Annotated in this window: 16 protein-coding genes (1 of these 16 only partly in view); 9 read left to right on the plus strand and 7 right to left on the minus strand. The window is 39.8% G+C overall.

Features of this window, described 5'->3' with window-relative positions:
* The 6 genes from AC2D3N_RS07415 to modB form a co-directional block, all read left to right on the plus strand.
* Positions 1–123: the 3' portion of an RDD family protein gene (locus AC2D3N_RS07415; RefSeq protein WP_079677014.1), read on the plus strand. The gene continues 402 nt to the left of window position 1, outside the view; the window shows 123 of its 525 coding nt (coding positions 403–525); the start codon falls outside the window, past its left edge; it ends in the stop codon at positions 121–123.
* Between the two features lie 48 nt (positions 124–171).
* Complete coding sequence (gene rpmG / locus AC2D3N_RS07420; protein ID WP_071782501.1) at positions 172–360, plus strand: 50S ribosomal protein L33; 189 nt, start codon at positions 172–174, stop codon at positions 358–360.
* Positions 361–443: 83 nt separating this feature from the next.
* Positions 444–659 carry a 30S ribosomal protein S18 gene (rpsR, locus tag AC2D3N_RS07425; protein ID WP_026788747.1) on the plus strand — a complete coding sequence of 72 codons (216 nt, stop codon included), beginning with the start codon at positions 444–446 and terminating at the stop codon, positions 657–659.
* Positions 660–667: 8 nt separating this feature from the next.
* Positions 668–2,671 carry a ribonuclease catalytic domain-containing protein gene (locus AC2D3N_RS07430; RefSeq protein WP_484693230.1) on the plus strand — a complete coding sequence of 668 codons (2,004 nt, stop codon included), beginning with the start codon at positions 668–670 and terminating at the stop codon, positions 2,669–2,671.
* A gap of 277 nt (positions 2,672–2,948) precedes the next feature.
* Complete coding sequence (modA, locus tag AC2D3N_RS07435) at positions 2,949–3,773, plus strand: molybdate ABC transporter substrate-binding protein (protein WP_079677012.1); 825 nt, start codon at positions 2,949–2,951, stop codon at positions 3,771–3,773.
* A gap of 24 nt (positions 3,774–3,797) precedes the next feature.
* On the plus strand, positions 3,798–5,621 hold the full coding sequence (modB, locus tag AC2D3N_RS07440) for a molybdate ABC transporter permease subunit (protein WP_484693231.1): 1,824 nt from the start codon (positions 3,798–3,800) through the stop codon (positions 5,619–5,621).
* 51 nt (positions 5,622–5,672) lie between these two features.
* Here the strand turns inward: modB and AC2D3N_RS07445 are convergent, their stop codons facing one another.
* A complete protein-coding gene (locus tag AC2D3N_RS07445) occupies positions 5,673–7,277 on the minus strand; it encodes a tetratricopeptide repeat protein (protein ID WP_484693232.1) in 1,605 nt (534 codons plus the stop codon).
* Positions 7,278–8,192: 915 nt separating this feature from the next.
* Between AC2D3N_RS07445 and AC2D3N_RS07450 the strand changes: the two genes are divergently transcribed.
* Positions 8,193–10,292: a chromosome partitioning protein ParA gene (locus tag AC2D3N_RS07450; protein ID WP_484693233.1), complete on the plus strand. Its 2,100-nt coding sequence runs from the start codon at positions 8,193–8,195 to the stop codon at positions 10,290–10,292.
* A gap of 204 nt (positions 10,293–10,496) precedes the next feature.
* A complete protein-coding gene (locus AC2D3N_RS07455) occupies positions 10,497–11,555 on the plus strand; it encodes a glycosyltransferase family 4 protein (protein ID WP_079677008.1) in 1,059 nt (352 codons plus the stop codon).
* A 41-nt stretch (positions 11,556–11,596) separates the two neighbouring features.
* Here AC2D3N_RS07455 and AC2D3N_RS07460 read toward each other — a convergent pair whose 3' ends face one another.
* Positions 11,597–13,183, minus strand: a complete 1,587-nt coding sequence (locus tag AC2D3N_RS07460) for an adenylate/guanylate cyclase domain-containing protein (protein ID WP_484693234.1) — start codon at positions 13,181–13,183, stop codon at positions 11,597–11,599.
* Between the two features lie 467 nt (positions 13,184–13,650).
* On the opposite strand from AC2D3N_RS07460, the gene recF reads away from it, so the two are divergent.
* Positions 13,651–14,808, plus strand: a complete 1,158-nt coding sequence (recF, locus tag AC2D3N_RS07465) for a DNA replication/repair protein RecF (RefSeq protein ID WP_484693235.1) — start codon at positions 13,651–13,653, stop codon at positions 14,806–14,808.
* Between the two features lie 340 nt (positions 14,809–15,148).
* Here the strand turns inward: recF and AC2D3N_RS07470 are convergent, their stop codons facing one another.
* The 5 genes from AC2D3N_RS07470 to AC2D3N_RS07490 form a co-directional block, all read right to left on the minus strand.
* Positions 15,149–15,403, minus strand: coding sequence for a type II toxin-antitoxin system Phd/YefM family antitoxin (locus AC2D3N_RS07470; RefSeq protein WP_484693236.1), 255 nt, complete (start codon positions 15,401–15,403; stop codon positions 15,149–15,151).
* A gap of 127 nt (positions 15,404–15,530) precedes the next feature.
* On the minus strand, positions 15,531–16,964 hold the full coding sequence (locus AC2D3N_RS07475; protein ID WP_079677005.1) for a cation:proton antiporter: 1,434 nt from the start codon (positions 16,962–16,964) through the stop codon (positions 15,531–15,533).
* 87 nt (positions 16,965–17,051) lie between these two features.
* Positions 17,052–18,146 (minus strand): sensor histidine kinase, encoded by a 1,095-nt coding sequence (locus AC2D3N_RS07480; protein ID WP_484693237.1) that lies wholly within the window; start codon positions 18,144–18,146, stop codon positions 17,052–17,054.
* A 96-nt stretch (positions 18,147–18,242) separates the two neighbouring features.
* Entirely contained in the window at positions 18,243–19,898 is a 1,656-nt protein-coding gene (locus tag AC2D3N_RS07485; RefSeq protein ID WP_484693238.1) for a DUF655 domain-containing protein, read from the minus strand.
* Between the two features lie 21 nt (positions 19,899–19,919).
* On the minus strand, positions 19,920–25,208 hold the full coding sequence (locus AC2D3N_RS07490; protein WP_484693239.1) for an AAA family ATPase: 5,289 nt from the start codon (positions 25,206–25,208) through the stop codon (positions 19,920–19,922).
* Between the last annotated feature and the right edge of the window lie 241 nt (positions 25,209–25,449).

Raw genomic sequence — 25,449 nt, forward strand, 5'->3', positions numbered from 1 at the left:
GATACCAGTCGTCATCCCCAAACTGTTCATGACCGAATTGGACAAACTATTGTGATTGGGAGCAGACGGGGTTATTCTTTGGATGTTAAAATTCGGCATTTGATTGACAAAGTGAAACGATAGATGAGACAATAAACATTTGTGCTTAAATAATCACAACTATCTACGATTATGGCTAAAGGTGTTCGCCTTGTTATTACTGTCGAATGTACGGAGTGCCGTACAAATACTGATAAGCGCTCTCAAGGGGTTTCTAGGTATACCACAACCAAAAACCGCCGGAATACAACAGGACGTTTAGAACTGAAAAAGTTTTGTCGCCACTGTAACAAACACACGGTTCACAAAGAAATTAAGTAATGGCTGTATAAAGTATCCATAACTTAAACACTTACCCTAAACCTTAAATCAACTTTAACAATTCATAGAGGATCAATTTCAGCATGACCTACTTCCGTCGCCAAGTTTCTCCGATCAAACCCGGAACTCCTATCGATTATAAAGATATCGAATTGTTACGGAAATTTGTTACAGAACGGGGTAAAATCCTGCCTCGTCGGATTACTGGACTCACCTGCAAACAGCAGCGAGATCTAACACAAGCTATCAAACGGGCTAGAATCCTAGCGATGTTGCCTTTTGTGAACAAGGAAGGCTAATTTTATCTGTGGAAAAGGGTACTCTGATTGAGCTTAGATTAAACGGAGAGCGTCGTCTCGCCGTTGCTGATCGACCTGAAGGGAAAAAACATTGGGTCGTTATTGATGAAAACCTCCTGGCTCATACGATTCACCCGCGGCAAATTGCTTATGAGGTAACGGGGGCTACATACAAACCTGCGGATATCCTGGCTTTTACTAAACAATTGCAGCCTTATCTTGATCCGTCAAGTTTGGAGGTAGCCTGGGAGATTTTAGTAGAGCAAGGAGAAACCGTAGACCCGAAAGAAATGGCTCTGCTTTTATTTTCTGAGCAGAGTCCGCCTCAGTGTTATGCCAGTTATGTGCTGTTGTCGAATGATAAACTCTACTTCAAACAGAAGGGTGAACGCTACGAACCCCGCTCTCCTGGACAAGTAGCAGAAATAAAACATCAACAGGAAGTTAACAGCGCCAAGCAACGGGATGTCCAAGAATATTGGCGGAGGGTAGAAAAGAGACTAGCGGGGGTCGTGGTAGAATGGCAAAATAGTGATCGCACCCGTTTGGATGCGTTAGAGCGTTTGGCGCTGTATGGAGAAGATGCCTCCCATGTCGCACCGGCTTTAGAAACTTTGGCAACCTTGGAACGTTCTCAAACGCCCCAAGCTGCGTTGCAATTGTTAGTAGACTTAGGGATCTGGGGTCTGCATGAAAACCTATCCCTACGTCGGAGTCAAATTCCCACCCAATTTTCAACTCAAGTGCTTGAAGTGGCTCGATGTTGCTTGGATTCTCCCCCGCCTGATCCGGATTCTGATCGCTTAGATCTGACTCATCTTAAGGTCTATACGATTGATGATGAGAGTACCCGTGAGATTGATGATGGTTTGAGTTTAGAGATTTTGGAGGATGGACAACGACGAATTTGGATTCATATTGCTGATCCAACTCGTTTGATTTCTCCCGGAGATGAACTAGACTTAGAAGCCCGTCGCCGGACAACAACGGTTTATCTCCCTACCGGAATGATTCCGATGTTCCCCTCGGAATTGGCAACTGGCCCAATGAGCCTAATTCAAGGCCAGGTCTGTTGTGCTTTGAGTTTTGGTGTGATTTTGGATGAAACGGGTGGGGTAAGGGATTATAGTATTCATGTCAGTAATATTAAACCGACCTATCGCCTCACTTACGATGATGTAGATGAGATGTTGCAAATTGGCATCCAGGGGGAACCGGAAATTGATGCTTTGTCAATGTGGGCTAAACGCCGTAAGGAATGGCGAAATGCGAACGGGGCAATTAGTATTTATATGCCCGAGTCGGTGATTAAGGTGAACGGGGAAGAAATCAGTATTACGGTTTTAGAGGATTCTCCTTCCCGCCAAATGGTGGCGGAAATGATGATTTTAACGGGGGAAGTAGCGGCTCGTTATGGTCAAACCCATAATTTACCGTTACCTTATCGCAGTCAACCCCAACCAGAATTACCGCCGGAGGAGGAGTTGATGCAACTGCCACCAGGGGCGGTGAGAGCTTGTACTATGCGACGTTATATGCCCCGTAGTGAGGTGGGTTTGACTCCTTCGCGCCATGCGAGTTTGGCTTTAGAAACTTATACCCAGGTGACATCGCCGATTCGTCGTTATAGTGATTTATTGGCTCATTTTCAAATTAAAGCCCATCTGCGAGGTGAAACCTCTCCTTTTTCCCTAGAAGATATGCAGGCGATTGTGATGAGTTTAGGGCCGGCGGTGAAGGAAGCGTCCAAAGTGGAACGGGAAACCAATCGTTATTGGAGTTTGGAGTTTTTGCGCCGGAATAGCGATGAAATTTGGCAAGCCACAATGTTGCGATGGCTGCGGGAAGATACCAATTTAGGGTTAGTCTTTTTAGAGGAGTTAGCCTTAGAGTTACCGATGCGATTTAGTCGTTCCGTAGAAGTTGGAGAACAGTTTGAGGTGAAGGTGAGTCATGTTGATCCCCGTATGGATATGATTCAATTTCAGGAGATTATTGGTTCTACTGCTTGATGCACGAATTTTAAGGGTAAAAGATAGGTGTGGGGTGTCAGTTAAGAGTCAACCTGCACCTATTTTTTTTGATTAATAATTAAACAGATTAAACTATTAAATGATTCAAATTAAACAAAATTATAGCAAGAGGCAATAGGGAATAGGCAATCTCGCTATAGGTAAATACTTACTGTGAAAAGCTTTTAGCTTTCAAGAATGTCCTAATAGATGTGGCGACTGCTATAAAAGCCATTTCTGTTTAAGTATTGTTCACAAACCACTAAAATTAATAGCCATGCCTAAACGTATTTTATATTTTTTAATTGGCCTAGTTGTTGTCGTCTTATTGGCTGTAGGAGCCTTTTCCCCTTCTGCCACTCCTCCCCAAGTGACAAGAACTATCACCCCAGCCGTAACCTCCCAAGCTACTACCTTATTAACTGCTGCTGCCGCCAGTTTACAAAATGCCATAGAAGAAATTAATCCCCTATTTAAGTCTGCTAATTCTGGGGTGGAATTAAAATATAATTTCGCCGCCTCTGGGCTTTTACAACAACAAATTGAGCAGGGCGCGCCAGTGGATGTTTTCATTGCCGCCGCTGCTCAACAGATGGATAATCTCCAGAAAAAAGATTTGATTCTCACCGATACTCGGCGGCAACTTTTAACTAACAGTTTAGTTTTAATTGTGCCAAATAATTCTACCTTAAGTATCACCAGTTTTGAACAGTTAACCGACTATAATGTAGGAAAAATTGCCATAGGAGAACCCCGAAGTGTGCCGGCTGGGAAATATGCCGAAGAAGTTTTTACTAAGTTAGGAATTTTGGCAGAATTGCGCCCCAAATTTGTCTATGGCAACTCAGTTCGTAATGTTTTAAGCGCCGTAGAGAGTGGCAATGCCGATGCGGGAATTGTCTACCTCACCGATGCCAAAATCTCTAAGCAGGTGAAACAAGTCGCCACTGCCGCAAAGGATTTACATTCCCCGATCGTCTATCCGATCGCTGTAATTAAAGCCAGCCGGAATCAGGAATCTGCCAAGACTTACATACAGTTTTTGAGCAGTAACTCCGCCCAAGATGTGTTCAAAAAATACGGTTTTGGCATTGCCAACTAAGGCGTGACCGCAGATCTAAAGGCTATGACTACCGATTTATCGCCCCTGTGGATTTCCCTGAAAACGGCGGGACTAGCGACGATCGCGACTTTCTTTCTGGGAACAGCCACAGCCTATGGGATGTTGGGCTATCGAGGACGTTGGAAATCTCTGATGGAGGGGCTGCTGATTGCCCCCTTGATTTTGCCGCCTACCGTGGTGGGATTTCTGCTATTACTACTCTTTGGGAAAAACGGCTTTCTCGGTCAATTCCTATCTTGGGGAAACTTCTCGATTGTCTTCACTTGGTATGCCGCCGTCATCACCGCCACCGTAGTTTCATTTCCCCTGATGTACAAAACCGCCTTGGGAGCTTTTGAGCAAATCGATAGTAGTTTGCTGCAAGTTGCCCGCACCTTGGGAGCTCATGAAGTCCAGGTTTTGCTGCAAATTCTCTTACCCTTAGCGGCTCCAGGACTGGTAGCGGGGATAACCCTGTCTTTCGCTAGGGCTTTGGGGGAATTTGGAGCGACCCTGATGCTGGCTGGCAATATTCCCGGTCAAACTCAAACTATGCCCATGGCCATCTACTTTGCTGTGGAAGCTGGGGATTTCCGTGAAGCCTGGCTGTGGACGATCGCCATCATGTCCATCTCCCTCTCCGGCCTCATGGCAGTCAATTTCACCGCAGCAAAGGGAGGAAAACAATTAACAGTTAACTGTAAGTCTGGAAATACTCAACAACTGATAACTGATAACTGTTCACTGATCACTGATAATAACTGTTTGCTCGTCGTTGATATTGAAAAACAATTAGCCAACTTCAAACTGAATCTGGCGTTCTCTGCCCAGCAGGAAACTTTGGGGATTCTTGGGGGTTCGGGTTCGGGAAAAAGTATGACCCTACGCTGTCTGGCGGGAGTGGAAACGCCAACTAGGGGGCGGATTGTCCTGAATGGACGGACGCTGTTTGATGCTGATCAGCAGATTAACCTGCCTTGCCATCAACGCCGGGTTAGCTTGGTATTTCAAAACTATGCCCTGTTTCCCCACCTGACAGTAGCCCAAAATATTGCCTTTGGCCTACAGCACCTGCCTAAATTCCTCCGCCAACAACAAGTGACTCAACAGCTTGCCCTGATGGAACTACAGGGACTGGGCGATCGCTTCCCTCACCAACTTTCGGGGGGACAACAACAACGGGTAGCTCTAGCTAGGGCTTTGGCAACGGAGCCGGAATTACTTCTGCTCGATGAGCCGTTTTCCGCCCTCGATACCCATCTCCGTAGCCAAATGGAGCAACAACTCCTGGCCACTCTTACCTCCTATGGGGGCATTACCCTGTTTGTCACCCACAACCTAGAGGAGGCTTACCGTCTGTGTGGGAACCTGCTGGTCATGTCTGAGGGTCGGGCGATCGCTTCCGGGACTAAGCATCAAATCTTTGAATATCCCCACACCATGCGGGTGGCACAACTTACAGGTTGCAAAAACTTCTCACGGGCGGTAATACAGGGGGCTAATTCCGTGACTGCTACGGATTGGGGCGTGACCTTACAAGTCCTCGAAGCAATTCCTCATTCTCTAACTAATATTGGCATCCACGCGCACCAAATCAAGATCACCACAAATTCTAATTTTTCTGGTACGGTGGGCGATAATATTTATCCCTGTTGGTTAGCCTCCACCAGCCAAACTCCCCACCGTATGACCTTGTTTCTCAAATTCAATTCCACACCGACTAACTCTCAGGACTACCATGTACAGGCAGAAGTTTTCAAAGAAAAGTGGGACGCTATTAAAGATCAGCCCTTTCCTTGGTATGTGTGCCTTGATGCTAATCGCCTAATGTTGATGGTTGATAGTTGATGGTTGTTATAGCAAGAGGCAATAGGGAATAGGCAATGGGCAATTAAGGCGTTACCCTTTATTCGCTTTTTCGTCCTTTTTTTTTGAAATCACACGACCCATGGCTTCATAAGCTAAATCAAAATCCGGCTTTAGGTTAATTGCTTTTTGCAAATAAACTAAAGCATCTTGATAATTTTTCTTCTGTTCCAAGGCCTCACCCCAATGTAAATTAATATCGGGAGAATGGGGATAAATTTCACAAGCGCGACGATAACAACTAATGGCTTCATCCCACTTTTGGAACATAGCAAAGGTATGACCTAAAAGGTGATAAGCCACTGGAGATCCGGGGTTGAGAACACAGGCGCGCCGGAGGGCGACAATGGCATTTTCAATGTTACCTTGTTGTCGCAGAGTTTGTCCTAAATTTTGATAGGATTCAAAGGAATTGGGGTTAAATTCTTGGGTACGAGAATAGATGGCGATCGCTTCTTCAAATTGACGTTGTTTGTCTAAAATATGTTGTAGGCGAGCTTGAATTTCACTCTGATTTTCGGGATTCAATTCTAAGGCTTGGCGGTAGGCACTGATCGCTTCTTCAAATTGATAAAATCGGGCTAAACTCTGTGCCAATTGATCATATAATTCCGCCGAGGAAGGTTGTAAATGACAAACTTGACGATAAACGGCGATCGCTTCTTCCAATTGATAAACTTGAACCAATGCTTGAGCTAAACCTCCTTGAGATTCGACGGAATTAGGGTCAAGTTCAACACAGCGGCGATAAGCAGTCACAACTTCTTCCCATTGGTCTTGTGTCACCAAAGCCTTTGCTAACTTTTGATAAGCCTCTACAAAATCAGGATTAAGTTCACAAGCTCTATGCAAAGCAATAACCGCTTCTTCCCACTCTTGTTGGTGAATTAATACCGTTCCTAAATCATAATAAGCCACCGCAGAATGGGAATTTACCTGACAGCAACGACGGGAGAGTTTAACAATTTCTTCCCATTGTTCCTGTTGTTCTAAAATAGATCGCAAATTCTGATAAGCCTCTATCAAACTAGGATTGAGTTGATAAGCCCGACGATAATTTTTGACAGCTTCATCGGTTTGACCTAACTGCTCTTGAAGTTTAGCCAATTCTAAATAACATTCCGACCCATAGGGGTTAATCTCCAAGGCTTGATGGTAAGCAGCGATCGCTTCTGGCTGTTGGTTTTGTTGTGTAAAAGCCCGTCCGAGGTGGTAATAGGTTTCCCCATCATTAGATTTTAGTGCTAACGCCTTGTGAAAGGAAGAAATAGCCTCTGGAATCTTACCTTGTTGAGTTAGAGCAATGCCCAAATTCGTGTAAAATTGATAATAGCTGCCATCGAGATTAATCGCTTTTTGAAAACAGCTTATGGCCTTACTCACATCTCCGACTTGCATTTCTAAACTGCCTAAGCGGTCATTAAACCAGGGAGAATTAGGGTTGAGATCCACAGCTTTTTGATAAGCTGCGATCGCAGCTTCTGGATTTCCACTGTTGACGAGGGCTTCCCCTAAGTTATAGTAATACCAAGGCGATTTTGGGTTTTCCTCAATCGCTTTCTGGTAACTTTCAATAGCATTCTCAAACTGGCTTTTTCTTAACAGTTGATTGGCGGTTTCAAAATAGCTAATACTCATACTAAAATTCTCAATATTTTCTATGATTTTACCGAAAGTTTAGGGATATTTTGCCTAAAAATACAAGAAAAACTATTAGAGGTTCAGAAGCTAATCCCCCCCTAATTGTTCCCATTGAGTCTTCACCCCACTATACCCATTTTGAATTTTACACCTAATTCATGTCATTTTCTGCTTCCCAATTAAAAAAAATTCGAGATCAACTAGAGCGATCACAGTCCTGGTTAGAAAACATTCAATTTGAGATAGAATCTTTCCAATCTTGATCAACTCTGACCCCTGCGCCGACGGAACCGACTCAACCCCCTCAATCGTCAATTTTATTTTACCGAGATTATGGAGGTTTTGCCGGGGGACATTTAAAAGTTTGGGATTATTTTAATCATGTCACGCAGAACTATTAACCACTCAACTTTCCAGGGAAGACTATTTAGAACAGCTAAATCGCGCTAGAATAACCGTATTTCTTCCTAACCAAAAAGAGGGAGAGGGTTTTTATCTTCCCGCTTTAGAAGGGATGGCAGTATGAACAGTGGTAATTTGTCCAGGTTTTATTGGCAATCGTTCCTTTTGTCTTCCGGGGTATAATTGTTTACAGCTTTTTTCGCCACGAAAGCCCACTCCTTCAGGTGTCGGGATGGGTGGATGCGACTTTAGCCACAATATCATATTTTTTAGAACTGCGTTTTCTAAAATCTGATAAAATATGATCAGATCACAATTATCAACTTGAAGGTTGTAATCATGCTAGTATTAGAGGCAAAATTAAGGCCAAAAAATTGGCAGTATGAGTTGCTATAAGACGCAATTCTTACTGCCAATTTTGTAGAAATTCTCGATCATATTCATGAAATTTGGTGAGATAGATTACCAATTTCATCTAAAATTATTTTCTTGAGATATTATTCACAGATCATGCAAAAGTCTAACACAGAACAAACCATTTTCATTATCACCGGAATGCACCGTTCAGGAACCTCCTTAGCCGCATCAATTTTGCAAAGTGCGGGGGTTCATATTGGCCGAAATTTATTAGGTGCAGATCATGTTAATATTAAAAGCCATTTTGAAAATATTGACTTTTCTCAGTTTCATATCAACATTTTGGACTCACAAGGAGTTAGTGGTGCGGGTTGGACATTACAGGATAATCTGGAAATCAAAGGAGAATTTGTTGACCGAGCAAAACAACTCATAGAACAAAATGCCTTAAGTTCAATTTGGGGATGGAAAGAACCTCGAACTACCTTATTTTTAGAATTTTGGGCAAAACTGTTACCCGAAGCCAAATTTTTATTAATTTATCGATCGCCTTGGGAAGTCGCTGACTCTTTGTATAGAAGGGGAGATGAAATGTTTCAATCTCAACCCGAATTAGCAATCAAATATTGGCAGCATTATAATCAAAAAATCCTCGATTTTTATAATCAAGAACAACATCGTTGCTTGTTGACTAACCTCAAAACAATTGTTCAATATCAAGCCGCCTATATTGACACTATTAATCATAAGTTTAACGTTAATTTAAGTCATCCTGCTCCCACGGCTTACGATCCTACTTTGTTGAAAACAGAAATTTCATCGAATAGTCAGCGACCCACTTTAATTGACAGTTACTTTCCCGAAGCCATTGAACTCTATCAAGAACTAGAAGGGAGAGGATGGCATCCTGAACAAACACCGGATTTTTCTTGGCAAGAATTATTAAAACCTTCTCTATACAAAACTTGGGCTTTTCAAGAATGGGTTAATTTACGTCAATTAGAAATAGAAAATAAATCCCTGAAAGCTCAATTGCAGGAGCAATGTGATGAGTTAGAAGAAGTAAAAGTTATTCAAGCTGAAGCAGAACAAACGAAAACCCAACTCAAAACAGCAGAATCTCTATTAGAGCAATATCAATCTCAATTACGAGAAACCGAATCTGTTTTAGAAAAATCTCAAAATCAGTTAAGTAAAACCGAGTCTGTTTTACAACAATCTCATTATCAACTCAATCAAACCTGTACTGAATTAGAAACAGCTAAAACCCAATTAAGTCAATCTCAATTTGATGTGATGCGGTATCAATCACAGTTACATCAAACTCAAGAGGAATTAGAATATTATGAGCTTCATCGCCGGGAATGGGAAGATGCTCAATCTCAACTAGATCAAGTCGAAGCAAGTTTAAGTCAACTAACAACTCAGTTACAGCAAACCCAAAAACGGGAAGAACGTTTTCAAATTCAACTGCATCAAACTTTAGAAGAATTAGAGCAAACTAAAACTCAACTACAACAGGATCAAGAGAACTTACAAGAAACAAGTAATCAAGTTAAACAGTTAAAGCGAGATTTAAAACGGTCTACTTCCCAACTGTATCAAGTAGAAAGCGAGTTTGATTTATCCCATTCTCAATTACAACAGTCCGAATCTCAACTCGAACAAGCCCAAACTGAGTTAACCGAAATTCAATCCCAATTCCAGGAAACCAAGCGAGAATTAAAACAAAAACAAGCCCAAGTTAATCAACTGCAAACCGAATTAAAGCGATCGCAATCTCAAATGTATCAACTTCAGATTGAATTAGCCCAATCTCAATTGCAAATCCAACAAATCCAAGAGCGACAACAACTGGAACAAACCCTAAGCAATGATCCTAAAAAACATACTGAGATGGACTATAACCTCTTAATTTGGGATGCCTGGAATGCCTATCGAAATGGTAAACTCCCTCAAATGAAAGCCCACCTGCAAAAAGCCTTAAAGTTAACCACAGCTTCCCCCAGTGAAATCATTTTAACCTGGTTAGAAAGTTTCTCGAAATTGTCCTTAGCCCAGGGCATGGAACTAGATTCAGAAAGTTTAACGAATTCTGAGGAGTGGAAACAGTTAGTCAGACAAATGACCGCTAAAAAAGGTGTTACCCTGACCGAAAAATCTCATGACTTAAGCAAGACCCAAGAGCAGACCCAAGAGTTGAAGGCGGTTGAAACCGCAGCTACACAAACAAAACCCGCCGATGCGGGTTGAAGATTTGGATGCTGTGGAGATTATTTGTCCGCGCAGGCGGACATCGTTTGTGTAGCCGCAATTTTAATCGCCGGGATTTCTACAATTTCAGACTCCCCAAGCCATAAATCTCAAACCCTAGGCCAAAACTTTTTGCGAGAAAGGCTCCCAAATGTAGTAAACTCTGGCTGACACCTAAAGAACCTCTTGCACCTGTAACCTCAGATGCCCCACCATCTGTACCACCTACTCGCTTTTATCATTTCCGCTCTAGTTGTGATCTGGAGTACCCCGATTGTTAAGAAAATCGCCATCCGTTCAGGACGGGTTGATTTGCCCAATGATCGTAAAGTTCATCAACAACCGATGGTGCGCTTAGGTGGCGTTTCCATCTTTGCTGGTGCCTTAATTGCTCTGTTATTGGTTTGGGGGTCAGGTGGCTTTATTGATGCTGCGGGAAAACCCCTGAGCCCACGGGATGAATATGAAATTTGGGGCGTAACCCTTGGGGGTATTGCCTTTTTTATGATTGGCCTGGCGGACGACCTGTTTAGCCTATCCCCTGTGACTCGCCTAGTCCTGCAAACTGGGGTAGCGAGTCTGGCTTGGTGGGTGGGTGTCCGCATTGACTTTTTAACGATTCCGAATTGGGGTCTAGTTCACATTGGATGGTTGAGTTTACCCATTACGGTTATTTGGTTAGTGGGGATGACCAATGCCATTAACTGGATTGATGGTTTAGACGGACTGGCGGCGGGGGTTTGTGGTATTGCCGCCGTTGTCATGTTGATTGTCAGTTTATTTATGAATCAACCCGCCGCAGCTTTAATTGCAGCAGCTTTAGCAGGAAGTGCCCTAGGATTTCTCAGGTATAACTTCAATCCCGCCCAGATTTTTATGGGGGATGGAGGAGCCTATTTCATGGGATTTACCCTAGCTGGGGTTGGGGTGATTGGTTTAGTCAAAGTAACGGCCGTGACCTCGGTTATTCTCCCCTATGTCATTCTAGCGGTTCCGATTTTAGATATGTCGGCGGTGATTTTGGATCGAATTCGTCATGGTAAATCCCCTTTCACTGCGGATAAACGCCACCTGCATCATCGACTCTTAGACGCGGGTTTATCCCAACGCCGAACGGTATTATTTATCTATTCTCTCACCCTTTGGGTGGGAAGTTTAGCCCTAGCTTTTTCGGGAATACCGAGTGGTTTAGCCTATGCCATGGGTGCAACTGGATTATTAGGATACACCAGTTGGCAAGCCTTAAAACGAGCCAGATTATAACAACCGTAGTAACCCCTTCAGGGGTTTCTTAATGATTGAATTTAAAAAGACAGGGCTGTTGATTGAACTTCTTGCCAATGTAAACGATAAAGTTGTAGGGGTTCGGTTTTCCCTTTAACAATAACAGGAGGTATTGTTTCTAAAGGTAAACTCCGATCTTTTAACTGATCCAAAGTTGATTGAGAAATTAAAATTTCGTTTCTATTAGCTGCTGAACAAATGCGACTGGCGACATTCATGGTATCTCCAATATGGGTATATTGAATCAGTTTTTCTGACCCAATATTTCCCGCCGCTACCTGTCCAGTATTCAGTCCAATATGAATATAAATTGGTTCTCCATAACGCTGTTTCCATTGTTGATTCATTCTATCTACCGTCCACTGCATTTCAATGGCGGCTCGCACCGCTCGATCCACATCATCATGGCGGGAATAGGGCGCGCCCCAAACCGCCACTAACGCATCCCCAATATACTTTTCTAAAGTTCCCTCAAAGGGAAAAACAATCTCCTCCACCATCAGTTTAAAATATTCATTTAACATGGAAATCACTTGACGGGGCTGCATCCGAGAAGACATTTCCGTAAATCGAGTAATATCAGAAAATAAAGCCGTTACTTCACTTTCCACGATCACATCAAATTTTCCTTCTTCCCGCAGTTTTCGACTCACTGCTGGCGGAAAAAACCGTTCTAATTTATTTCTAATTACGGCTTCTTCCTGCATTTTTTTATAGAGTTCGGCATTGTCAATTGCGATCGCCGCTTGATTGGCTAAGGCGGCTAAAAATTCTACATCTTCGGGAGAATAAAGATTAGATAAAGATAAATTATCGACATACAAAACCCCAATCACACTATCCCGCAACTTTAAGGGCGCACACATCGAGGCATGAATAGCTTGACAGAGAATAGACTCAGACCCCTCAAATCGCTCATCGGCTTGAGCATTATCTATTAATACGGCATTTCCCGTTTCTCTGACGATATTGGTAATTTTTTTACTATAAAAATGTTCATCCGCCAGGGGTTCTTCCCGAAATTTAACCGCCTTATTTTCTAAATTATTGGTTTTCGGATTAACTAACAAAATAGCCGCCCGATCTAAATTCATGATTTGAAATAATAAATCTAAAATCTTATCCAGAAGTTTATTCAATTCATTGGGAGAAGATAACTCTTTACTAACTTCTAATAAAATTTTTAACTTATCAACAATTCTTAAATTAGCATCTTGTTGTCGAATATTTAAAACCGAATTTCTGGCTTGGGAAGTTCCTAATAAATCTTGAATAATAGTATAACTGTTATCGGTAGCAAATTCCTGAATAACCGAGGTTTGAGAATTTTCAGCCTCCGATTTTAAAGAGGGTGTGAGGGAAACATTCATAAATTTAAACACCACACGACCACAACGAATTAAATCCCCAGATTTAAGATTCGCGTGTTCAATCATTACCTCATTCACAAAGGTATGATTACTACTCTGCATATCGGTAATTGTGTTTTTTCCTTCGCTGACATCAATGCGAGCGTGATGACGAGAAAGACTCACATCCGCTAAACAAATTGTGCTATCCCGTCCCCGTCCGATGGTATTTACACCGAACTGTAGGTTAAAGGTCATGGCACCGGTTGTGTCGGGATTACAAATTAAATATGGCACTGTCCTCTTATCAGTAATTAGTTATAAGTTATCAGTAGAGACGTGCGATGGCGTCTCCGGATCAGTGATTTCTACGGTTTCCATCCCTGCCCCCTTCCAATGTAACCCCAATTCACTGATTGATCTAGTTTAGGGCATCTTAGCACCGAATTGGGCTGGGGTAACAACCCAAAACTCCATTAGATAGTATGGTAAAGTAATACGGGTTCAAGGGAGTGAGGAATAGGTAATGAGTAATGAGTAATGGGTAATGAGTAATTTATTTTTTAATTTTTATATATGATAAAAGTAATCAGGTTTTAGCTATATCTATAGCTTATTGCCCCATTCTTTAGTCTTTAAAATCATTAATTTAGGACATGAGATACATCTAATTTTTACCCATTACCTATTACCTATTACTCATTACCTATTCTCATTGCCTAGCCATGTATTTAAAATTATTACATCTTCGACAGTTTCGCAATTATGCCGATCAAAAAGTTATATTTGAAGCTCCCAAAACAATTTTATTAGGAAATAATGCCCAAGGAAAATCTAATTTACTAGAAGCGGTCGAGTTACTGTCTACCCTCAAAAGTCATCGGGTGAGTCGAGATCGGGATTTGATTTTCAATCCCCAACCGACTGCACAGGTTACAGCAACTTTAGAACGGGATTTAGGGACATTAGATTTAGGGATTACTCTGCGTTCCCAAGGGGGAAGAACTGTTTCTTTAAATGGGGAATCCCTGCGCCGACATTTGGATTTTTTGAGTGTTTTAAATGTGGTACAGTTTTCTAGTTTGGATTTAGAATTAGTCCGGGGAAGTCCTGAATATCGACGCCATTGGTTAGACCGTTTATTGGTACAGTTAGAACCGATTTATGCTTATATTTTACAACAATATAATCAAGTTTTACGCCAAAGAAATGCTTTATTAAAACAAATTAAACAAAATCCAGAAACATCAGAAATTCACCATAAACAAGGGGAATTAGAACTCTGGGATGTTCAATTAGCCGTGGCTGGAACTCGGGTTATCCGCCGTCGCGATCGCGTTTTAGAACGTTTAGTCCCTTTGGCTAAAGTTTGGCATGAATCTATTAGTGGAAGTACGGAATTATTGGATATTAGTTATCAACCTAATGTTAATTTAGATTTACTCAATCACAGTTTATCAACGGCGCCACCGGAAAAAATTCAACAGGCTTTTTATGATAAAATTAGAACCAGAGCGATCGCGGAAAAACAGCAAGGAATTTCCTTAGTTGGGCCCCATCGAGATGATGTAATTTTTAGTATTAATCAAACTCCAGCCCGAAGTTATGGCTCATCGGGTCAACAACGGACATTAGTTTTAGCCTTAAAATTAGCGGAATTACAACTCATTGAAGAAGTCGTGAGGGAGCCACCTTTACTGCTTTTAGATGATGTTTTAGCAGAATTAGATCTAAACCGACAAAATCAACTTTTAGATGCGATTCAAGACCGATTTCAAACTTTAATTACAACGACTCATTTAGGGGCTTTTGATGCTCAATGGTTAAAACATACTCAAATTTTAAATGTTAAAGCGGGAGAGATTAGTCCGTTTATATATTAGGGAATTACGAATTGGGAATTACGAATTACGAATTACGAATCGGGAATTTTGCTATATATAGCAAGTCTAAATCATTTGTATCATGGCTATGCTGACGCGGCAAGAGTTTTACCTGGGTTTGATTTGTACAACTCAAATAGACTTGCTATAGCAACCCTAAATAGGTTGTAACATTTTATCGTAGCCCAGGTGCAAAGAGGGTTGACCAGACCCAACCCCTACAGATTTTTATCCCTATATGTAGGGGTAATTCATGAATTACCCCTACATATAAAGTTACTATTTCTGATAGTGAAATCTAAAAGATAGTCTACCCAAGATGCTTCAGTAAAAGAAATTTTCATTCATCAACTAATTGTCTAACTGATTTTTTACCTGATTCGGCTTGTTTAATTGATTCTAATAGGTGTTCTGCATTGGCTGGATTTGATAATAAATATAGTGTTTCTTGCCAAGAGTTAAATTCATCTAAAGACATTAAAACAGCTTGTTTACCTTGATCATTACATAAGATAGTCGGCTCCGCATCAAGGATTACTCTATCAATGATTTCATCTAATTTTTGTTTGGCTTGGTTACTTGTAATTGCTTTCATTTTTTAGCCGTTAGACTGCTATTCTCCTTAAAGATAACATATATTGAGATATTGATATCTAGCGAGCGAGGACGCTCGCACTGCTTCCTCGTTTTCTCACCATACCTTAACTCTTACAGCCATTCCGTTAAGTTGTTTCGGATAATGGCGGCGGAGTGTCGGTTTTAAACACAATTCGCAGTAAAGGAGGCGCTAAGAATGTCGTGATAATTACCATTAGAATAATTGCCACATCTAACGCTGGAGATAATGCACCACTAGCCGAACCCACGGCGGCGAATACTAAACCCACTTCTCCTCGGGGAATCATCCCGACGCCAATGCCAAGACGGTTGGGATTATCTAAACCAAATACCCCCCAACCCGCGGCAATTTTGCCCACAATTGCCACCACAATTAAAAAGGTCGCAATAATTAATCCTTCCCGATTTTCTGGGACTGCCGGGTTTAAAACCCCTAAATTGGTTTTTGCCCCGACCGCTACGAAAAATACCGGGACAATTACATCGGCAATGGGTTTAATGAGTTCTTCTAACTCTTTACCCGGTTCGGTTTCATCTAACACTAACCCGGCTGCAAATGCCCCTAAAATTGCTTCTAAGTGAATCGCGCCGCCAATATAGGCTAAAAGCAACGCTAAAGTTAGGGCAGGAATCACAACCCGACCTCGGGTTTTAAATTGGGAAGCCAGGGCCACAAAAGTCCCGTTAAAAAACTTCCCTAAAACAATTGCACCGACAATAAAAACAGTGGCACTAATAATTAGATAGATGATATTAGTTACATCAATTTCACCGGTTTTAGCTAAACTGGCAACCACTGCTAAAATCAAAATTCCCAAGACATCATCAATTACCGCCGCACCCAAAATAATTTGACCTTCTTGGGTAGACAAACAACCAATTTCTGATAGCACCCTAGAGGTAATTCCGATACTGGTAGCGGTCAGTGCTGCCCCGGCAAAAACCGCCGGAATTACAGGAACATGGAAAATAATGATTAATCCGGCTGTCCCTACTACAAAGGGAACCACAACCCCTAAAGAAGCAACAACAAAGGCTTGAATTCCGACAGCAAGAAGTTGTTCAACATTGGATTCCAGACCAATTTCAAACAACAGAACAATCACACCCAGTTCCGATAAAATCTCTAAAACTTCACTTTGACTTTTAAACGTCGCTTCTGCGGCATCTGGACTTAACCCGGCGGTTTTTTCTAGGATACTGATAATTACAGATTGAGTGCTATCGATACCCCCTTCTGGAAAAACCACTAAATTCAGGGCGGAAACTCCAATAATCACGCCTCCGAGGAGTTCTCCCAGAACTGGCGGAAATCCTAACCAATTGGCAAATTCTCCACCCGCTTTACTAGCTACAAAAATAGCGACTAAACTCAGCATAACTCCCAGGAGTACCATGCTTGATTCAGCTTCAACGGGAGGAAAGGCTTCCGTTGCTGTCCCCAAAATCGGCAAGAAATTTAATCCCAGACTTGAGAATATCGAGTCCAGTGAGAAAAATCCTGTAACTAGATCCACAGTTAGCTCCAGATAAATCATCCCAATCACTTTAGCGAAAACAGGGATATTAAGAAAGGGGGAGGGGAAAAATCAATAGATACCCGTTTCAACTCTAAATATTATGGTTTATTTGGCTAGGGGAAGTGAAAATTTAAACATACTCCCTTTTCCTAAATGACTAGAAACCGTAATTTTTCCGCCCTGTAATTCCACTAACCGACGGGTAATGGCTAATCCAATTCCGGTTCCACCTGAATGTCGAGAACGGGAACGGTCAGCCCGCCAAAAACGTTCAAAAACATGGGGTAAATCTTCGGGAGAAATGCCGATTCCAGTATCGATAACCCCAATCCACAAAAAGTTTAAGTCATAACCTATTTTCACAGTAATAGTTCCGGTTTCTGTATAACAAATAGCATTTCCTAATAAGTTAACTAAAATTTGTTCGGTTCGATCTAAATCCGCTAAAACTAAAGGTAAATTTGATGGTGATTCTAACTGAATAATCGGCCCATCTTCTAAGAGTTGGTCAGAAAATTTTTGAACTAAGGATACTAATAACGGATATAAATTAACGGGTTTTTGATGAATGGGTAAATAACCGGATTCAACTTTTGAGAGTTCCTGTAAGTTATTTACTAACCTTTCTAAACGTTTGGTTTCTTTGGCTAATTGTTGATAAATTTCTGGGGAGGGGTCAATATTTCCATCGGCTATTTCTTCTAAATAACCTCTAACAATTGTTAAAGGAGTTCTTAATTCATGGGTTAAATCACCAATCAATTCCCGTCTACCTTTTTCTACATTTTGTAAACTAGCCGCCATTTGATTGAAACTCATGGCTAATTGATTTAATTCAGGAATATCATTAGGAGACATTCGTTCTGACCATTCCCCGGAAGCAAATTTCTGGGTGATTTCTTCCATTTCGGTTAAGGGTTTAGTAATGCGTTTAGTTAACCAATAACTGAGTCCGACGGCGGCGGTTGTTCCAGCTAAAACTGACCAAAAGGTGCTGCGGTTCCAGGCAATTTCAAAGCCTTTGACCAGGCGAGTTCTAATATATTGTAACCGAAATCCTGGGCCTTCGAGTTGTTCTAAATTACTGACAAAAAATCGAGGAGAATATATTTTTCCAATAATCACTAAAGATGTTACCCCAATTAACATTACTAATAAATGGGATAAAAATAAACGCCCTCGCAAACCGATTTTATTCATATTAGTAGTAAGCCCTTCAGGGCTTTATTAAACCTTGGTTAATCACCCCAATCACAGATAAACTCGCCCCTAGTAATAACTATTGCCTATTCTAGTTTACCAAGTAATGCGATCGCTAATTTTCTCTAACAATTTTGGCCCAAAACCAGATACTTGATCTAAATCTTCTAGGGAAGTAAAGGGTTTTTTCTGTCGAGCTACTATAATATTTTGAGCTAATTTTGCCCCGACGCCGGGTAAGGTTTCTAACTCCTGTTGACTAGCGGTATTAAGATTGATTTTACCAGAGGAACTTGTTTTTGTAGGAGCAGTTTGAGAGATAACCGTATTACCACAGGCTTTTAGATCTTTTTCAGCTTTTGTTAATAGCCAATTAGGAATCCCTTGGGCTGAATTTTGATACAAACGCTCAAATTCTCGCTGAAAATGAACTCCCACCGTGGGATTTTCAATGACAATTAGAGTTTCATCATTTTGGGTATTTGCGCCTTCCGTCCAATTATGGGAACCTGTAATAACAATTTTACCATCAATAATTCCAAATTTATGATGTAAGCGATCGCCTGGTGATAAATTAGGAACTCCTACCGTTGAAATCGGCTGTTTCCAAGGATTATTTCCTACTTCATACCGACACTTATTAACTAAAGCAATTCCCATCATATCCAAACCCTCACTATAGGAACGATAGGCAAAACTCGGATCAATTAATCCTCGAATTGAGACGTTATTTTGATGTTTTTTTTCTAAAATATTGACAATATCTTGGGCGGAAAATACAAACAAAGCAAAATCAAAGGATTGATTAATTCTCTGTAATTTTTGATCAATTAAACCATTGGTGCTATTTTGCCAAGGTTGTTTTTTCGACGTGGGAGAAAATTGTACTTTTATCGGAGTATTCCCCACTAAAATATTCTGCACCCCGCGAAATGGTTTGTTAATTCCAAATAGACTATCCTTTTTTTTACCCACTCCATCCCCCCACATCAAGTTAAATTCTTTAGAAAATAATTTTGCTAATTTTGGACTTTCAATTTTTAATAAATTATTGGCATTTCCTAGACTTTCTATGGTTTTAAAATCTCCGTGAACATCGCTGGTTGTGAAGTTAGCAGACGTAACAATTACGGTTTTTTCGTCTGCTACAACAAATTTATGGTGCATTAACGCCGTACCTTTTGAGCCATCTTCGGTATCATCAATAATCGGAATTCCAGCCTTTTCTAATATGATTAAAGCATCCCGTTGCTGACTTTCCTCTGGACTAACTTTTCCATCTTGGTTTAAATCTGCGAGTAAGAGAAATTCCTGATACCGAGCCTGTTCTGGTTCTGGTAACTGTTGAATTTCTGCCAAGGTAAATTGACTCCAGGGACGACGATAATTATTTTCTAAAATTACTCGTACCCGAACCCCAGCTTGGTGACGTTCCACTAAGGATTGGGCAATATTCGGTAAACGAAATTCTTGAACCGCCAGATCAATTGTTGATGTAGATTGAGTAATAGTATCAATAATAATTTGTTCTAAATTATCTCCAAAACGAGATATATTCCGATAAGGTTCAGTATAAACCGAGGCTTCCGAATGGTTAAAATAAACCTGGATTAAAGGATCTTGAACCAGGGGTTCTAAACGGGGTTTTAAGACGGATTGGGATGGGGTTTGAACACAACCATCCAGACCCAAAGCTAACAATAGGGTTAAACCCAACCGTAACGATATCCTCATTACTTGATGCACGACCATAAAAAAATCGGGGCTTTTTTATTATATTAACTGTTGACAGCATTTCTCATAAATTTTTGCCACGAGATCGCCTTGATTTTGATGCCAACATTCAGCAAAAAGTTGCCCCGCTTCAGCTAATTTTCCTTGAGTATAAAGATCCAATGCTTCCGTAAATAAAGGCAGGGTTACTAACTTTCCATCCTTAACATCGGGGGAGTCCCCATCAAATACCTCATAAACCGTCACCGCCTCCGATTTTCCCTTAACCTTAACAATATCAATGGTACGGATGCAATAGTCTAAAGGATTTTTGAGCCGAGAATAGGTTTGTTGAGTAATTAGTAAAGACACCTGATAATTTTTCGTTAAACCTTCCACCCGGGAGGCTAAATTAACCGCATCAGAAATCACAGTTCCATCCATCCGATTCTGTCCCCCAACGGTTCCTAACATTAAAGATCCGGTATTAATACCAATGCCAATTTTTAATTGTGGATCATTATTTTGGAGTCTCCCAATATTATATTTATCCAGTCGCTTTAACATAGAAATTCCCGCTTTTAAAGCATGATCCGCATCCCCGCTAAATAAAGCCATAATAGCATCGCCAATATATTTATCAATAAAGCCATGGTTTTCAACAATAGCGGGTTCCATCTGACTCAGATAGGAATTAATAAACTTAAAATTTTCTTCCGGTGTCATGCTTTCACTTAAAGTTGTAAAGTCCCGAATATCGGAAAATAGCACCGACATTTCTAACTGGACGTTATCACCTAATTTCACATCAACAATACTAGATTTTTCTAAAAACTGAAGAAATTGACTGGGAACAAATTTTTCATAGGCTCGATTCAATTGTGCCATATTCTTATAGAGTTGGGCATTTTCAACGGAAATGGCAACTTGAGCCGAGAGCAAATTTAACAGTTCTTGTCTTTCGGTGGTAAAAGCTCCTGTGGTTAAATTATTTTCTAAATAAACAATACTAATTAATTGACCTTGATTAATTAAGGGAACACACAAAATAGATTTAGGTTGATAATTTTCGATATAAGAATCATTTTTGAATTGACTGTTTTGGGTGGCATGATTCAGCACAACACTCTCTTGAGTCCGAGCCACATAATTGACAACCGCCTGGGAGATTTCTAAAAAATTTTCAACCGGAATCGATTGTAATACCGTTACCTGTTTACTGTCAATTGTTCCTGTCGCTTCAATGAATAGTTTTCCCTGGTTTGATAAAATCAGATACCCTCGCTGCGCCCCCGCATTTTCAATTAAAATTTTCATTAAGCGGGAGAGTAATTGCTCTAATTCAATTTCACTAGAAATAGCCTGTGATGCTTTTAATACTGTGGCAATATCCAGATTTGAACTCGAGCCAGTGGTGGTGATTTGACTAGAAGGAATATCTCGTTGAGTTACTGTTAATAAATCTGGATATTTGGTTTGTAATTGTTTGACTTTAGCTGTTGCACCCCAGATTTGATAATAATAACGAGCTTCTTGCATATAGGCTTTAGCGATAATTTCTTTACCCCGGGATAGATAGAATTTAGCTGCTAGTTCATGAGCGATCGCCACTTCGTGAATATATTCATTTTCTTTTGCTAAACTAATCGCTTGATCATAATAACCCATGGCTAAATAATCTTTACCTAAAACTCGACACAATTCGGCTTCCACTAGCAGATATTTATGCAGGTTATTTTGAGGAGCATAATCTGCCCATTTTTTCAGTTTTTTTTGATTGTTTTTTATTCTTAAATAATTCTGTTTAAAGGCAGATTTACTTTGATGACAACCCAAACAAACCAAGGAATCATAAAAATGGAATTGGGCTATTTTTAACAGGGCGATCGCTCCATCATTATAATTCTGGATAATTTTACTATTAATAATAGCCTGGTCTATTTCCCCAAATAAAAAGCAAAGCACAAATTTAAAAAAATATAGAAAAAAAATCGCATTCCGATCATTTCTATCATGAAATATGGGGATGGCTATTTGTTCATCAAAAGATTGTCCAATTAAATTATGCGGTGTTTCTGATAATTCCATTAGATTGAGAATAGCTTGATGCAAAATACAGTTTAAATCAGCACTTCTATCTTGTCTTAATTGACGAACAGCTTGGGTATAAGTTGCTACTTCTAACTCCAGTTGTGGTAATGCAAAACCACTCAGAAAAGCACAACAGATGTAAGCATAAGTTGCATAAGAAGCAAATTCTAAATCACCGGTTTCCAGTCCAATTAAATAAGCATTCTGAAGGGAAGTTAATATATTTTTTACAGGTTCTTTCCAATGTATTATAAAGTTATTTACTGTAAATTCTGTTCTACATTTTACATCTTTAGCATTCAGTTTTGAGACCAATGCTATAGCCAGTTGACCAAATTGATAGCCAGCATTAATATCACCAAAAATACCACAAAGAATTGTTCCATAGCCACTATAGGCTGAAAAAGGGGATTCCGAAGTATTCCCCCACTTGATGGATAAATTAACTTGTTCAAACACAACTAAAGGTAACATTAAAGGGGCAAACATATAGGTTGTGCTGCTAATTTTGCTTAAAATTCTCATGGCTGCCTGAGCAGAAGAATTGGTCATGACTGGCAAGTCAATCAAACTATTAATCGGTCGAAATCCTAGGCTTAGTTTTGTTCGTAATAGTCCCCATAAAATATCAAAGTTACCAGGATTTTTGGGTAACCGAATCCCCAGTAAATTCAAGACTTCTAATCCAATTGTAATCGCTTCCTTGAATTTTCCTTGGGCGTTATAACCCATAATTTTTATTTCATAAACTTTGACTTTATCTAAAACTGTTTTGGCGTGAGAAATTACCATTTCAATCCAGGTTTCCATCAAAGTAAAATCCGTATTTAAGTAGGCAATCTCCGCCGCTTCTTCATATAAAGAAAGTGTCAAGTTATATTGGGTTTCCCAGCTATCAGTTGTTAATAGTTTTATTCCCGTTTGTAAATAATTTAAAGCGGGTTGATAGGCAGCAGACAACTTGGCTTTCTTCGCTGCTATCAAGTTTAATTCTGCTAATTCTTGTTTTTCTAACAGGTCAGAAATTAAGGGAATACTAAAATTGAGTTGATTCACAATATCAAATATTTTCTCATATTGCCTATCTAAAGTCGTATTTTTCAGGATTAATTGACCAATTTTTTGATGAAAATAATATTTTTGACTATCTTCAATTAGCCCATAAGCAGCTTGCTGAATTCTATCGTGATTAAATTGATATGCGGGGGATTTAATCTCTTGAATTTCCCGGGATTTTAGCGAAAATTGTTTTTTAGCCAAAACCAATTCTATATCGATCATGTTTCCCACGGGAGTTACTAAATTTTCTGCAACAGCTATATATAAATCAACGATTATTGTCTCGATTTCTTTTTGGGTAATCAAAGCCAAAATTTCCAAATCAAATTGATTTCCGATACAAGCAGATAGGGTCAATAGATCCTGTGTACTCTCAGGTAAACTTTTGATTTTTTCCATCATAAATTCTACCACATTATCAGTAAAATCTCGACTTTTAATTCGCTCTAAATCCCATTTCCATTTTAAATGTTGATAATCGAAACTTAATAACCCTTCCATATAAAGTGATTTCAAAAATTCATTCATAAAAAAAGGATTTCCCCCGGTTTTTAAATGCACTAAATTAGCCAACTCTCTTACTGATTCTTGATCAAAATTAATTAAATCAGTAATAAATTTAACGGTATTTGATTCATCTAAAGCAGATAAATAAATGTGATTAATAACAATTCCTTGTTGGGTTATTTTATCTAGGGTTAGCATTAATGGATCAATAGACGTGACTTCCTGATCTCGATAAGCACCAATGAAAAATAGCCCCGATGAATTAACTCTCATCAGCACTTGTATTAGGGTTAATGATGCCCCATCCGCCCACTGTAAATCATCGATAAATAAAACTAAAGGATGTTCGGGTTGTGTAAAAACTTGAATAAAATTTTGGAAAACTAAGTTAAATCGATTTTGAGACTGATTAGCATCCAGTCTAGCTACAGGCGGTTGTTTTCCTATGATTAATTCAATCTCTGGAATCACCTCAATAATTACCTGACCATTCACACCTAATGCTATTAAAAGTTTTTCTCGCCATTGTGTTAACTCTGCTTCACTTTCTGTTAATAGTTGTTTAACCAAAAATTGAAATGCACTAACCACAGCACTATAGGGAATATTACGCTGATATTGATCAAATTTACCTGAAATAAAATACCCCTGTTTTTTGGTAATTGGTTTATATATTTCCTGCACTAAAGCCGTTTTACCAACACCGGAATATCCCGCAATTAAAATCATTTCACTGTGAGATATAACCCGCTCAAAAGCACTGAGTAACTGCTCAATTTCTCTGTCTCTCCCATAGAGTTTTTGAGGAAGTTGGAATTTATCGGAAATATCTTGATCGGCTAGAACAAAATTTGATATAGTTCCAGAATCCTGAAGTTGATTCAGACATTGTTCTAAATCTGATTTAATTCCAAACGCACTTTGATATCGTTCTTCAGCCGTTTTTGCCATCAGTTTCATGACCATATCCGCAACAACTTGGGGAATGTCTGAATTAATCTTTGATGGGTTTAAAGGTTGTTTAGCAATATGACAATGAACTAATTCTAGGGCATCCGTTGTTTCAAAAGGAAGTTGATGGGTTAGCAATTCATAAAAAGTAACCCCAAGAGAATAAAAGTCCGTGCGATAATCTAAACTACAGTTCATGCGTCCAGTTTGTTCCGGGGACAGATAGGAGAGGGTTCCTTCGAGAACATTCGGATTTTTAAGGGTTGTATTTTCTTGAGTTAATTTGGTAGAAATCCCAAAATCAATAATTTTTACTTGTCCGGTCGTGGGGTTGAAAATAATATTAGAGGGATTAATGTCTTTATGAATAATATTTTTTGCGTGAATATGTCCTAGGGTTTCCGCAATAGAAAGGGAAATCTGTAAAAATTCCTTGAGGGTCAACGGGTGTTTTTCTGTCCAAAGTTTCAAAGATTTTCCCCCAAAATCCTCTAGAAACATTACCAAGGTATTTTGATATTTTTGCAAATTGTAGGCTTTAATCACTCCGGGTAAATTCAAGGATTGGGTAATTTCATATTCCGTGCGATAACGAGCGAGTTCCGTGGGAGTGGGATAATTTTCTTTGAGAACTTTTAAAATTATTGGTTGATTATCTTCCTCTCGAATCGCTTTATAGACTAGAGAGTTTGCACTTTCATAGATTTGGGAAATAATCGTCACATCAGGAAGATTGAGCATATCTATAGTGTTGCTTAGATAAGTATTTATACTGCAATAAGTTGAGGAAATTTACAGAAACTTTAACTAGCGTATGACCAATTTTACAGAGTCTTTAAAAATTATAGATATCAGGATATAAATAGTTTAGCCTAAACTCAACCGTAATTTTAGATCATTTATTAGCCCGGATTTGAGTGTATCGAAATTAATATATAATATCTAATCACTATGAATTATCTTTCAATGAACCTTAAACTTA

The organism is Planktothrix sp. PLAVEN19ND (assembly GCF_057220675.1).

Excerpts from the sequence above, each read along its gene's own strand:
- rpmG (WP_071782501.1), top strand. The coding sequence starts at position 172 with ATGGCTAAAGGTGTTCGCCTTGTTATTACTGTCGAATGTACGGAGTGC.
- rpsR (WP_026788747.1), top strand. The coding sequence starts at position 444 with ATGACCTACTTCCGTCGCCAAGTTTCTCCGATCAAACCCGGAACTCCT.
- modA (WP_079677012.1), top strand. The coding sequence starts at position 2,949 with ATGCCTAAACGTATTTTATATTTTTTAATTGGCCTAGTTGTTGTCGTC.
- modB (WP_484693231.1), top strand. The coding sequence starts at position 3,798 with ATGACTACCGATTTATCGCCCCTGTGGATTTCCCTGAAAACGGCGGGA.
- AC2D3N_RS07445 (WP_484693232.1), bottom strand. The coding sequence starts at position 7,277 with ATGAGTATTAGCTATTTTGAAACCGCCAATCAACTGTTAAGAAAAAGC.
- AC2D3N_RS07450 (WP_484693233.1), top strand. The coding sequence starts at position 8,193 with ATGCAAAAGTCTAACACAGAACAAACCATTTTCATTATCACCGGAATG.
- AC2D3N_RS07455 (WP_079677008.1), top strand. The coding sequence starts at position 10,497 with ATGCCCCACCATCTGTACCACCTACTCGCTTTTATCATTTCCGCTCTA.
- AC2D3N_RS07460 (WP_484693234.1), bottom strand. The coding sequence starts at position 13,183 with ATGACCTTTAACCTACAGTTCGGTGTAAATACCATCGGACGGGGACGG.
- recF (WP_484693235.1), top strand. The coding sequence starts at position 13,651 with ATGTATTTAAAATTATTACATCTTCGACAGTTTCGCAATTATGCCGAT.
- AC2D3N_RS07470 (WP_484693236.1), bottom strand. The coding sequence starts at position 15,403 with ATGAAAGCAATTACAAGTAACCAAGCCAAACAAAAATTAGATGAAATC.
- AC2D3N_RS07475 (WP_079677005.1), bottom strand. The coding sequence starts at position 16,964 with ATGATTTATCTGGAGCTAACTGTGGATCTAGTTACAGGATTTTTCTCA.
- AC2D3N_RS07480 (WP_484693237.1), bottom strand. The coding sequence starts at position 18,146 with ATGAATAAAATCGGTTTGCGAGGGCGTTTATTTTTATCCCATTTATTA.
- AC2D3N_RS07485 (WP_484693238.1), bottom strand. The coding sequence starts at position 19,898 with ATGGTCGTGCATCAAGTAATGAGGATATCGTTACGGTTGGGTTTAACC.
- AC2D3N_RS07490 (WP_484693239.1), bottom strand. The coding sequence starts at position 25,208 with ATGCTCAATCTTCCTGATGTGACGATTATTTCCCAAATCTATGAAAGT.